Source organism: Rothia similimucilaginosa, from assembly GCF_029850875.1.
In the GTDB taxonomy this organism is placed as follows: domain Bacteria; phylum Actinomycetota; class Actinomycetes; order Actinomycetales; family Micrococcaceae; genus Rothia.
Genome location: NZ_JAOVAM010000008.1, coordinates 94,110 through 106,525, shown reverse-complemented (window position 1 = coordinate 106,525; position 12,416 = coordinate 94,110). Strand labels below are relative to the sequence as shown.

General features: G+C 59.2%; 8 protein-coding genes. 1 reads left to right on the top strand and 7 read right to left on the bottom strand.

The genetic code is table 11. The features are described from left to right. Positions 1-223: 223 nt before the first annotated feature. The 4 genes from QFX05_RS07350 to dapB all read right to left on the bottom strand — a co-directional run bounded on the left by QFX05_RS07350 (position 224) and on the right by dapB (position 4,921). Positions 224-1,939 (bottom strand): ribonuclease J, encoded by a 1,716-nt coding sequence (locus QFX05_RS07350; RefSeq protein ID WP_279742064.1) that lies wholly within the window; start codon positions 1,937-1,939, stop codon positions 224-226. A gap of 391 nt (positions 1,940-2,330) precedes the next feature. After that, the gene (gene dapA, locus QFX05_RS07345) at positions 2,331-3,266 is read right to left on the bottom strand and encodes a 4-hydroxy-tetrahydrodipicolinate synthase (RefSeq protein ID WP_279742063.1); all 936 of its coding nucleotides are present in this window, start codon (positions 3,264-3,266) and stop codon (positions 2,331-2,333) included. Positions 3,267-3,472: 206 nt separating this feature from the next. Next, positions 3,473-4,141 (bottom strand): hypothetical protein, encoded by a 669-nt coding sequence (locus tag QFX05_RS07340; protein ID WP_279742062.1) that lies wholly within the window; start codon positions 4,139-4,141, stop codon positions 3,473-3,475. A 9-nt stretch (positions 4,142-4,150) separates the two neighbouring features. Beyond that, on the bottom strand, positions 4,151-4,921 hold the full coding sequence (dapB, locus tag QFX05_RS07335) for a 4-hydroxy-tetrahydrodipicolinate reductase (RefSeq protein ID WP_279742060.1): 771 nt from the start codon (positions 4,919-4,921) through the stop codon (positions 4,151-4,153). 248 nt (positions 4,922-5,169) lie between these two features. Here dapB and QFX05_RS07330 point away from each other — a divergent pair, with 248 nt between their 5' ends. Next, positions 5,170-7,116, top strand: a complete 1,947-nt coding sequence (locus tag QFX05_RS07330) for an acyltransferase family protein (protein WP_279742058.1) — start codon at positions 5,170-5,172, stop codon at positions 7,114-7,116. Between the two features lie 209 nt (positions 7,117-7,325). Here QFX05_RS07330 and QFX05_RS07325 read toward each other — a convergent pair whose 3' ends face one another. The 3 genes from QFX05_RS07325 to QFX05_RS07315 form a co-directional block, all read right to left on the bottom strand. Next, positions 7,326-8,657, bottom strand: coding sequence for a M16 family metallopeptidase (locus QFX05_RS07325; protein WP_105360564.1), 1,332 nt, complete (start codon positions 8,655-8,657; stop codon positions 7,326-7,328). Between the two features lie 22 nt (positions 8,658-8,679). After that, positions 8,680-9,726: an acyltransferase gene (locus QFX05_RS07320; RefSeq protein ID WP_279742057.1), complete on the bottom strand. Its 1,047-nt coding sequence runs from the start codon at positions 9,724-9,726 to the stop codon at positions 8,680-8,682. 146 nt (positions 9,727-9,872) lie between these two features. Beyond that, positions 9,873-12,092 (bottom strand): polyribonucleotide nucleotidyltransferase, encoded by a 2,220-nt coding sequence (locus tag QFX05_RS07315; protein WP_279742056.1) that lies wholly within the window; start codon positions 12,090-12,092, stop codon positions 9,873-9,875. Between the last annotated feature and the right edge of the window lie 324 nt (positions 12,093-12,416).

Sequence of the window (12,416 nt, the reverse complement as noted above, 5' to 3'; positions counted from 1 at the left end):
TTTACTTTGCTAAAAAATTCCCCCCCCCCCCGGGCCCTTTGGGGGATTTTTTGGGGGGGTTTAAGGGGGGGCGCCCCCCCCCCCCCCCCCCACTGCGTTCGCTTTCGCGTAGCTTTCGCGTAGCTTTCGCGCATACGTTCTGCAGATACACAGCAGGCGGAGCCGACACAACGTATCGACCCCGCCTTTTCGCTATGACAGGCAGCTAGCCTCGCGCAGAGTATTAGTTCTTCGCGGCCTTCGAGGTGTTCTCAACAACCACGGGAACAATCATGGGCTTGCGGCGCAGACGGCGAGAAATCCAGGCGCCGATGGTGCGGCGCACAATCTGCTGCAGCTGCTGCACGGTGTGCACCTTCTCCGGTGCGCGGTGCAGAGCGTCCTCCAGCGCGGCAGTAATCTTCGGAACAATCTCGTCAAACACCGAGTCGTCCTCAGCGATACCGCGAGCATGAATATCCGGGCCGGTCACCACGCGCTTAGTTGCGCGGTCAATGACGGTCACGATGGACACGAAGCCCTCTTCGCCCAGGATGCGGCGGTCCTTCAGATCGCTCTCGGTGACCTCACCGACAGAGCGGCCGTCAACGTACAGGTACTCGCAGGGAACCTCGCCCACCACAGAGGCCACGCCATCGCGCAGATCCACGACGGTGCCGGACTCGCAGAGCAGCACGTTCTTCTTCGGAACACCGGTCTCCATCGCCAGGTCGCCGCTGGCAATCAGGTGGCGAACCTCGCCGTGAACCGGCATAACGTTCTTCGGCTTGAGAATGTTGTAGCAGTACAGCAGCTCGCCCGCGGCAGCGTGACCGGAAACGTGAACCTTCGCGTTGCCCTTGTGCACCACGTTAGCTCCCAGCTTCATGAGGGCGTTAATGATGCGGAAGACGCTGGTCTCGTTACCGGGAATCAACGAGGATGCGAGTACCACGGTATCGCCAGGCTCAATTTGAATCTTGTGGTCACCGTTCGCCATGCGCGACAGTGCCGCCATCGGCTCACCCTGCGAACCGGTGCACATCATCACGATCTGGTCGGGGCGATAGTCATCGACCTTCTTCAAGTCCACCAGCACGTTCGCGGGAACCTTCAGGTAGCCCAGCTTCTCAGCAATGGTCATGTTACGCACCATGGAGCGGCCCACGAGCACGACCTTACGGCCACGCTCAGCGGCTGCATCCAGCACCTGCTGCACTCGGTGAACGTGCGAGGAAAAGGACGCCACAATAATGCGACCGCTTGCGTCACGGAAAACGTTCGATAGCACCGGACCGATATGCTTCTCTGTCGGGGTAAAGCCGGGAACCTCAGCGTTGGTGGAGTCCGGCAGGAACAGGTCCACACCCTCCTCGCCCAGGCGGGCGAAGTGGCGCAGGTCGGTGATACGGCCATCCAGCGGCAGCTGGTCCATCTTGAAGTCACCGGTGTGCAGGACCTTACCCGCCTGGGTGCGGATGTAGACAGCCAGCGCATCCGGAATCGAGTGGTTCACGGCAACGAACTCACACTCAAACGGGCCGAAACGCTCCACCTGGTGCTCCTTCACCGCGAGGGTGTAGGGCTTGATGCGGTGCTCGGCGAGCTTCGCCTCAACCAGCGCCAGGGTCAGTTCGGAACCAACCAGGGGAATATCGGGGCGGCGGCGCAGCAGGTAGGGGACCGCGCCAATATGGTCCTCGTGGCCGTGGGTCAGAACCATGGCAACGACGTCGTCCAGACGGTCAACAATGTAGCTGAAGTCGGGCAGGATTAGGTCCACGCCGGGCTGGGACTCTTCGGGGAAGAGCACGCCACAGTCAACAATCAGCAGCTTGCCGTTAATTTCGTACACGGTCATATTACGACCGACTTCGCCCAAGCCGCCCAGGGGCACCACGCGCAGGGTGTCCTTCTTCAGGCGGGGCGGGAGGGGAAGATTCGCTTCAAAGACGCTCATCGTGTGTCTCCTCTTTCTTCTATGTTTTCTTGTGATGTCTGTGATTCGTAGGCGACGCTTCGTACCGCAAGCACTCCAGCGGGTTCGGCTCTCACGTGCCGAGGCTGCGGAAGTGCTGCCGGTGCGTCCAAATCGCCGAAAGTATTAAAAGTATTGGGGGCGTACTGCACGGGTGCCTCTGCCTAAGTTAAGTCCCTGCCTGAGTGGGGACCGAATCATTGGGCAGTAAACCGCGGCAATACGTCAGAGCGGACCCCTCACCCATTGCTAGGTGTGGAGTCCGCGTCCGTTGGCTATATCATGCCCCCCCCGAAGGCGGGGTATGACGGTAGCCAAAATCCTCTATATATGCGCTCCCCGCACTATTGCGTGATTGGGCAGGCATCAAAGTTTAGGAGTTCTTCAGGGTGTGAGCGATACTCGAGGAGAGCAGGTCAGCTCGCATCGCCTGGGCAACATCCGGTTCGGAGAGTACGTGCGGCAGGCGAACGACAGGCTGGTCCAGTACACCCTGCCAGGAAAGAATTTCCTTGGCGGCAACGCAACCGGGGGCACGTCCCATGGTCGCTCGGACAATCGGAGTCAGTTCCAGGTGAAGACGCTGCGCCTCCACCAGATCCTGTGCAACGACAGCATCAATCAGGGCACGGAAGAGTGCGGGTACCACATGTGCGGTCACCGAAACAAGGCCGACGGCACCCGTTGCCATCCAGGGAAGGGTCAGTCCGTCGTCGCCGCTGTAGTAGTGCAGGTCGGTGGTTGCCATGACTTCGGTTGCGGCACCGAAGTCTGCCTTGGCGTCTTTCACCGCTACAATACTATCAATTTCTGCCAGGCGATGGTAGGTTTCGGGTGCGATGGGGATGCCCGCACGCCCCGGAATATCGTAAAGCATGACGGGGGTCTCAGTTGCCTTCGCAACGGTCGCAAAATGAGCGTAGACACCCGGCTGAGTCGGCTTGTTGTAGTACGGAGTCACGACCAGCAGGCCGTCCACACCAACCTTTTCGGCGCGGTGCGCCAGCTCAATAGTATGCGCGGTATCGTTCGAACCAACACCGGCAATAATCTTTGCTCGAGAACCAACAGTGTCCTTCACGATCTGGAAGACGCGCTCGTTTTCGTCATCGGTCATGGTGGAGTATTCGCCGGTGGTGCCGCAGACCACCAGGCCATCGTGGCCATTCTCCACAAGGTAGCTCGCCAGGTCTGCGACCTGCTTTTCGTCAACGGAGCCGTCCTTCGCGAAGGGGGTTACCATTGCGGTCAGAAGGCGACCGAAGACTGGTTCAACAAAAGTGCCGGGATTCGAAAGGTTCTCAGACATATGTCCAGAGTACGCCCGAACTGCAGATTCTTGCCACAGAGCGCATAAGTTTTCATATCTGTTCTACTATTCGGACTCTTTCAAAACCCACGGTACTTTCGCGAAGGTTCACCCGCAGGGGCTATGAAACCGGGCGCGAATCCTCAGCGTTATCAACCACACATCAAAAAATATGCGGCATTGAGAATGAATCACCGCGGCTACGCCTAGTGAATAGCCTTCGCCTGACCGCCCGAACGCAATGCCCACGCGTTACGCATTGCCGCACGGGCACGCTTGCGCTCACCACCCGCATCGTACATGCACGACAAGTTGAACCACGCCTTCCAGTTATTCGGCTCCTGCTCCACCGCCTCCGCGAAGCTCTCAAACTCCGCAGCCGCAGCCTCACGGTCCACACGGCCGGAGGGGGTGCGCGGCAGGTTATCCTCCACCAGCTCGTTCGAAGCCGCCAATTCCCGAGCCATACGCTGAATACGGGCGCCGAAAAGCACCTCACGCACCAGCGCCCACGCGCCCAGAATCGGCAGCAAAATCATACCCGCACCAAGCACAATGCCAGCCACCGAACCGGAAGCCAGCATCACAAAGCCCTGTTGCGCAATATGCGCCAAATACAGGGTCAGTAGGGCGCAAGTCATTGCCGCGAAGGTCTTACCCCAACCGCCGGCATCCACCGCAACGAAGACGGCGCTAAAAATCAGTACGCCCAAAATCAAAGCACGCACCGTCAGCGGCAGCGGCAGAATCAGCACAGTCAGCACCATCAGCGCACAGGCGCAGACAGCCCACAAACGCAGGGAAGTCCACCAGGGGCCACGGCTACGCGCCTCAGACGGAGCCGACGAAACCTCGTGTGAAGTCTGTTCAGACAATACTCTCTCCTAGGACAAATCCATGTAGGCGTCCAAGCCCACGCTCAAACCGGGATACGCCGCCACCTCACGCACACCCAACAGCACGCCGGGCATAAAGGAGGCACGGTCAAAGGAATCATGACGAATCACGAGCTGCTGACCGGGGTCTCCCAGCAGAATCTCCTGGTGCGCCACCATGCCGCGCAGACGCACCGCGTGTACGTGAATATCGTCAACCACTGCGCCACGCGAGCCCAAAGGATCGGAAGTGGTGGCATCGGGGCTTACACCCACGCCAGCCTCCGTACGGGCAGCAGCCACCTTGCGGGCAGTATGCACAGCGGTACCGGAGGGGGCGTCCACCTTATTCGGGTGGTGAATCTCAATAATTTCTACAGATTCGAAGTAGCGTGCCGCTTTCGCCGCAAACTCGGTGGCGAGGATCGAACCAATCGCGAAGTTCGGGGCGATGAGCACACCCACCTCGGTGTGCTCAGCCAGTAGCGCTCTCAGGGACTCCAGGCGTTCGGGGGTCCAACCGGTCGTACCAACCACAGCGTGCATACCATGCTCCACCGCGAAGCGCACATTTGCTTCGCTGGATTCAGGAACGGTCAGGTCAATAACAATCTCTGCCCCGGCATCGACCAGCTCCTGCAGGTCGTCGCCGCGGCCCAGCGCCGCCACCAGGTCCATGTCTGCGGAGGTGTTGACGGTACGCACCGCCTCGGAACCCATGCGGCCCGCAGCACCGAGTACCGCTACCTTCCAGATTTTTTCATCAACCTCGTGGGTCATGATTCTCTCCTCCGTAACTTGTTGGCGCCCCGACGATGGGGGTTGTGACGTACAGCCTCTATTATCCCCTCTGTGGGCACGGTGCACGCCATCGCACACACAGGGTAAGATACCCTGCGGAACCTCAGCAGTATAAAAACGAAGTATTATGTGCGTCATATACGGGTATTTATATGTCATCTAAAGGGAACAAACATATAATTAGCAAGTATTTCTATAATTTCCGTCCTACGGAGTACACAAACAGTATGAAGTCCCTCTTTACCTCCTCCGTGCGTCCAGATGAGGCTAACCGGCGTTATATTCTGCCGGGTTTGGACGGCCTGCGAGCAATCGCTGTGCTCCTCGTGATGGTGTACCACTTCTGGCCCACCGTACTACCCGGCGGCATGATCGGCGTAGATATTTTCTTCGTCATCTCCGGTTTCCTGATTACTTCCCTGCTTCTACGTGAAGGTACACTCACCGGCAAAATTGCCCTGGGTAGCTTCTGGATTCGCCGTGCCCGCCGCCTGCTTCCCGCCATTGCCCTGCTGATTCTGGTCATGGGACCGGTCAGTCTGCTCGTTGGCGGCGATATTCAGGTGAACCTGGGTCGACAACTTGCCGGTGCGGCGACCTTCTCGTCCAACTGGATTTCCATTTTTTCCGGTAACGACTACTTCGCGCAGACTTCCCCGGAGCTTTTCACGAACTTCTGGTCCCTGGCAGTGGAAGAACAGTTCTACGTGGTCTGGCCCCTGCTGATTGTTAGCGCTGGCATACTGTTGCGCCGTTCATGGCGTCGTTTCAGCGTGGTCATGGTGCTTGGTATTATTGCGTCGCTGAGCACTGCCACCGCACTGCTGATGTCCGGCTCCCCCATTAGCCGCGTCTACTACGGCACTGACACTCACCTCTACGGTCTACTACTCGGCGCCCTACTGGCGTTCGCTCGCCCCTGGTCGCTGTATCCCCCGCTACAGCAGTCCGTACTGTACCGCGTAGCTCAGCCCTTCGGTCTGGTCGCTTTCGCCCGCGTCATGATTAGCTGGTTATCCCTATTCGCGCTGATTCCCTACGCAATTCTGGTTCCTGAGTCTGCACCCGGAGCGATTCCCTGGGGTCTGTTCGGTGCCTCCCTGTTGGCGCTGGGCGTAATTCAGGGTATGTTACCCGATATGCTTGCTGGCGCCTCCGAAATGTTGCGCCGCCTACTGAACTTCGCTCCCCTACGCTGGGTGGGCGAGCGCTCCTACGGCCTGTATCTGTGGCATTGGCCGCTTGCTGTAGTGATGCATTATGTGCTGGGCGCGGATCGCTCCCCGCTGGTGAACGCGGGCGTTTTTGTTGCGACCTTCGTTATTGCAGAGATGTCGTACCGCTGGGTTGAGACCCCGATTCGCCGCTACGGTTTCCGAGGTAGTGCTAACCGTGTGGTGGCGGCCTTCCAGTCCTCGCGCACTAAGTTCCTGCCGGTTTCGGTCGCCCTTGCGGCTGTCGTGGCGGCTGCTTCAACCGGTCTGGCGGTATACACCGCTCCGGCAATGACTACCGCCCAGCAGTCCGTTGAGGATGGCAAGCGTGCCGCCGTTGAGCGTCTGAAGGCACGTCAGGAGGCGCAGGCTGCGAGCGCATCAGCAAGCGCAAGCGCTACGGGTAAGGATACAAAGGCTTCCGCAAGCCCCTCAGCTTCGAAGGAAGCGACCGGTTCCGTGAACTCTTCACAGGTGACTATTGTGGGTGACTCCATTGTGGTGGCAGTATCCCCCGAGCTGTACGACAAGATGCCCGAAGCATCCATCGATGCGGCGGAGGGACGCACCATCGCCAAGGCTCTGCCGATTATTAAGTCCATGGGAGCCAGCGGCCAAATCCGTAAGACCTTCGTGCTGTCGGTGACCGCGAACTCGACCATTCTGGACGGTCAGCTCGACGAGGTTCTGGCGGCTATGCCCGCCGATTCTAAACTGGTGCTGGTCACCGGTTACGGCCCGCGCAACCTAACCTGGATTGACTACTCGAACGGTAAGATTCACGAGTTTGCGGCTCAGCATTCTAATCGTGTGATTATTGCGGATTGGAACTCTGCGATTCGCCAGGCTCTGCAAACTCAGAATGGTCTTCTCACCTCCGATGGTGTTCATCCGGAGGCAGCCGGCCAGGAACTCTACGCTCAAGTGCTGATGGAGGCTATCGCCAAGGCACAGAAGTAGCGTGCAGAAGTAGCCCTCAGAGGTAGTGTTCTGGGGTAGCTTTTCGATTCTGCCGCTCATGCTGAGCGTCAAGAGCATGGACGGCAGAGTGCCCCAGAAGCACTTCTCGGAAACGCCTCTGCAATAGGACCGATACAAACCAAATGCCCGTTCCCTCCCCGCTTTAGTGGGGTGTGGAAACGGGCATTCTATGCCGTAAGCATTGAGCGTTAGCGCACGATGGTGGTAATCATCTGCTGCTGCCCCAGGTACGCCGCCAGGTCGCGCACCTCCTCCAGAGAGACCGCACGGATCTTCTCCAGCAGTTCATCGGTGCTGGTGAACAGACCCGAGTCCAGCTCGGCGCGGCCCAGGCGGGACATGCGCGAACCCGAATCCTCGCTACCGAGCACGGTGGAACCAGCCAGCTGGCCGCGGACCTTCGTCAGCTCCTCTTCGGTAATACCGGCGGTGGCGAGCTTATCGAACTCGTAGCCCATGACCTCGCGCACCTGCTCGGTCTTAGCGGGTAGGCAGCCTGCGTACATGCCGAAGTAGCCGGCGTCCGAGTACGCACCGGAGAACGCAAACGTGCTGTATGCCAGACCGCGCTTCTCACGAATCTCCTGGAACAGACGCGAGGACATACCCGCACCGAACGCGCTGGTCAGTACGCTCATCGCGTAGCGGCGGTCATCCCCGGCAATAATGCTCGGGCAGCCCATCACAATGTTGGTCTGTTCGAAGCCTTTCTCCACCTCACGCAGCTCGCTCAGCGGAACAATGCCGCTGTCGGTACGTACGCGACGCGGTGCCGGTGCCACACCCTCCTGTAGGTTCCAGCCGTAGCGGGTCAGTGCCTCCAGCACGAGGCGGACCATAGTGCTGTGTTCCAGCGAACCGGCGGCAGAAATAACCAGGCGGTCCGGGGTGTAGTAGCGCTTGTAGTGCTCCCACACGGCGTCACGCGGCACCTCGGTAATCTCCAGCGGGGTACCGCCAATGGGTCGGCCCAGCGGGTTCTCACCCATGAGCTGCTCCACAAAGTTTTCGAAAGCAACGTCGGTCGGGTCGTCCTGGTCCATGGCGATCTCTTCGAGGATCACACCGCGTTCCTGCTCAAGATGAGCCGGATCCAGCAGGGCGTTGGTGACCATATCGGTGATGACGTCCACCGCCATGGGCGCGTCATCGTCGAGCACACGCGCGTAGTAGCAGGTGTGTTCCTTAGCGGTCAGCGCATTGGATTCACCGCCTACCGCATCGAAGGATGATGCGATGTCCAGGGCGGTGCGGGTGCCGGTGCCTTTGAACAGCAGGTGCTCCAGGAAGTGGGTGGAACCAAGCATGCCGGGGGCTTCGTCTCGGGAGCCGACTCCGACCCAGAATCCGATAGATACGCCGCGGGTACCGGGCATTTTTTCGGTAATCACGCGTACGCCACCGGGCAGGATGGAGCGGCGCACCTCGTTACCGCCTACACCCTCGTAGATGAGGCGGCCATGCTCGTAGTTGAGCTCTTCGGCAATGGCCTCAAGCTCGACGGGTAGGGAAATAGACATTCAGCGTCCTTCGATATTTCGATTAGCTAATTTTTCGTTCAAGAGGGCGAGGCAACGCAAACAGCGGAACCCGCAGCTTCTGAGCACAGTACCCCATCAGGAGCGAGGCGAGGATCGCGAAGATCGTTCCTCCCACCAGGAACAGGGGTACTGAGAAGAAACCGGACTTCGTTAGCACAAAACGGAAAGCTGCACCGCACACAATATGCGCGATAAAGATTTCCAGGGAGTGACGGCCCAGGTAGGCGAGCCAGCCGCTCCACGGAACCCTCGCCAGCAGGTAGGAGAGCGAGAGCACCGCCAGCGAAGACAGCAACGAAGCGACAACACCCATAGCGATTGCCGCCGGGTTATTCGCAAAGTAGGGCACCACAGTCGGCGGAGCAGCCTGTACATTCACCAAAATTACGGTGTAGACGGCAAGACCTACTACCACAATGGCAGCGTGTACCGCCAACGGTACGGACTCCATAATAGCTTGGAATCTCTCATGGCCAAGAGCCACGCCAAAGAGGAAGAAGACCGCAAGAGAGATACCTCCGGTACCTACATAATCGCCGCTATAGCCCCAGAAAACGATGGCAAGAACCGTGCACACTACCACAACAGCGTAGGCTTTGACATCCTTCTGCCAGACACGGCCCAGCACAGCAATAATGGTGACAATCATGAGCCAGGGGAAGAACCAGAGCTGACCTTCAGGTTTCCACAGCTCGAGCAGGCTCATAACAGTCGTCTTATCGGAAGAATTAGACGGAAGTACAAGTTTCATGCCCACCTGCAAAACCTGCCAAACAACATACAGGTATCCGAAGAGAACCAGACGCTTCGTCAGATAGGAGGAGGCAGTAGTCTTCGTTGCTCCTCGGGTCACAAAAAGACCGCTCAGGAAAGCGAAAACTACCAGGTGCCAGAAATAAACCCCATAATCCAGCATGAACTTGTAGGGGCGCAGGGCCTCGGTGCCCAACCCTGATGCCCACATTCCTCGATGAATATGCCCAAAAACAATCGCAATAATCGCGATGCCCTTGGCAATATCAATCGTCGTATCTCGTCGAGTCGACAATTCCGATATCCCTTTCATAGTGAGAACAGCGGGCTGCATTCCGCTGGTCTCCAACCTCATGAGATAAGGGGCGCCCGGTGCATCCGGCGGGGAATGAACCGCACCGGGTGCGCCGAACGCCCCTCATCACTTAGCGGGGGTTACGACTACTCGTCGTCGCCACCCTCAACGACCGGTGCCAGCGAGAGCTTGCCGCGGTCATCAATCTTGGTGATCTCCACCTGGACCTTCTGGCCCACGGAGACAACGTCCTCAGCGTCAACAACGCGCTTGCCGCCGTTGAGCTTACGCATCTCGGAGATGTGCAGCAGGCCGTCCTTACCGGGGGTCAGGGAGATGAACGCGCCGAAGTCGGTCACCTTCACCACGGTACCCAGGTAGCGTTCGCCCACCTCGGGAACCTGCGGGTTAGCGATAGCGTTCACCGCCGCACGGGCAGCCTCGGCGGAGGGGCCGTCAGCTGCACCGATGTACACGGTGCCGTCGTCCTCAATGGAGATGTCTGCGCCGGTGTCTTCCTGGATCTGGTTGATCATCTTACCCTTGGGGCCGATGACCTCACCGATCTTGGCAACCGGGATCTTCACGGAAATAATGCGCGGTGCGAACTCGCTCATCTCATCCGGTGCGTCAATCGCGCTGACGAGCACCTCGAGGATGTGCAGGCGAGCCTCACGTGCCTGAGTCAGTGCGCCAGCGAGCACGGATGCGGGGATACCATCGAGCTTGGTGTCCAGCTGGATAGCGGTCACGAACTCGGAGGTACCTGCAACCTTGAAGTCCATATCGCCCAGTGCGTCTTCCGCACCGAGGATGTCGGTCAGGGCTGCGTAGCGGGTCTCGCCGTCAACCTCGTCAGAGACCAGACCCATTGCAATACCTGCAACGGGTGCGCGCAGCGGCACACCGGCGTTCAGCAGGGACAGGGTCGATGCGCAAACCGAACCCATGGAGGTCGAGCCATTGGAGCCCAGAGCCTCAGAGACCTGACGGATTGCGTAGGGGAACTCATCGCGGGAGGGCAGCACCGGGGTGATTGCACGCTCTGCGAGTGCACCGTGGCCGATTTCGCGGCGCTTGGGCGAACCCACACGGCCGGTCTCACCGGTGGAGTACGGCGGGAAGTTGTAGTGGTGGATGTAGCGCTTGGACTTGACCGGGTGCAGGGAGTCCAGCTGCTGCTCCATCTTGAGCATGTTCAGGGTGGTGATACCCATAATCTGGGTTTCGCCGCGCTCGAAGAGAGCGGAACCGTGAACGCGGGGCAGGATTTCAACCTCAGCGGTGAGCTGGCGGATGTCGGTCAGGCCGCGGCCGTCAATACGGACCTGCTCGGTGAGGATGCGCTGGCGAACCACGTGCTTGGTCAGGGCAGCAAATGCTACGGAGACCTCGTTGGAGCGCTCTTCGAATTCCTTGCCTTCGCCGGTGAGAGCTTCCATGAGCTCTTCCTGCAGCTCGGCGGCGGCTGCTTCGCGTTCCTGCTTGCCAGCGATGGAGTACACCTCTGCCAGGCGGTCTGCTGCGAATGCCTCAACTGCTGCGTCGACGTCCTCACCGTGGCCGCCGAAGAAGGGCAGTTCCAGGGCGGGCTTACCTGCGCGAGCCACCAGGTCAGCCTGTGCCTTGCACAGTGCTGCGATGAAGGGCTTAGCTGCTTCCAGGCCCTCTGCGACGATCTCTTCGGTGGGGGCGGTCTGGCCGTCTTCCTTGATGAGCTTCCAGGAGTTGTCGGTTGCTTCTGCCTCAACCATCATGATGGCGACGTCTTCGGTACCGTCAGCCTTGGTGACAATACGACCTGCAACAGCCATGTCGAACACAGCGTTTTCCAGCTGGGAGTACTTGGGGAAGCAGACCCACTGGCCATCAATCAGTGCCATGCGCACGCCACCGATGGGGCCGTTGAACGGCGCACCGGACAGGGAGGTCGATGCGGATGCAGCGTTAATTGCGAAAGTGTTGTAGATTTCGTCCGGCTCATAGGTCAGGACAGTAACAACAACCTGCACTTCGTTGCGGATGCCCTTGGTGAAGGCGGGGCGCAGCGGGCGGTCAATCAGGCGTGCAGCCAGGATTGCTTCGGTACTGGGGCGGCCTTCGCGGCGGAAGTACGATGCGGGGATCTTGCCGCCTGCATACATGCGCTCTTCCACATCCACGGTCAGCGGGAAGAAGTCGAAGCCCTCACGGGGAGACTTGCCGATTGCAGTTGCGGAGAGCAGGGTGGTCTCGTCATCGATAGTGACGAGGACGGAGCCAGCTGCCTGCTTTGCGAGGCGGCCAGTTTCAAAGCGCACGTGGCGCTTACCGTGAATGCCGTTGTCGATTTCGACTTCGGCAAACTTGATTTCGGGACCTTCCACGGTTCCTTCTTTCTTCTTGGCAGGCCGTACGGTGCACGAGTCGGCCTTCGATAGGAAACCACGGCACCTCTCCCCTACCTTTTCGTGTGCGCGACGCGTGTCAGCAAGGTTGTGGGGTGGTGTTGTTCCGTAATTCGCTACCGAGGACCGCGGCGTGTGTGCCGGCACGGCCTTCTGTTCTTTCTTTCAGGTGGGACGGCATCTTCTCACGATTACTCGCTGTGGATTCTAGCATTGGAATCTAACACTGAAATCTAGCGAGTAGAAGATGCGCCCCTCAACGCGGCAGTACGGACGCGCTGGCGCTACCCGCCTCCGTGATGG

Excerpts from the sequence above, each read along its gene's own strand:
- QFX05_RS07350 (WP_279742064.1), bottom strand. The coding sequence starts at position 1,939 with ATGAGCGTCTTTGAAGCGAATCTTCCCCTCCCGCCCCGCCTGAAGAAG.
- dapA (WP_279742063.1), bottom strand. The coding sequence starts at position 3,266 with ATGTCTGAGAACCTTTCGAATCCCGGCACTTTTGTTGAACCAGTCTTC.
- dapB (WP_279742060.1), bottom strand. The coding sequence starts at position 4,921 with ATGACCCACGAGGTTGATGAAAAAATCTGGAAGGTAGCGGTACTCGGT.
- QFX05_RS07330 (WP_279742058.1), top strand. The coding sequence starts at position 5,170 with ATGAAGTCCCTCTTTACCTCCTCCGTGCGTCCAGATGAGGCTAACCGG.
- QFX05_RS07325 (WP_105360564.1), bottom strand. The coding sequence starts at position 8,657 with ATGTCTATTTCCCTACCCGTCGAGCTTGAGGCCATTGCCGAAGAGCTC.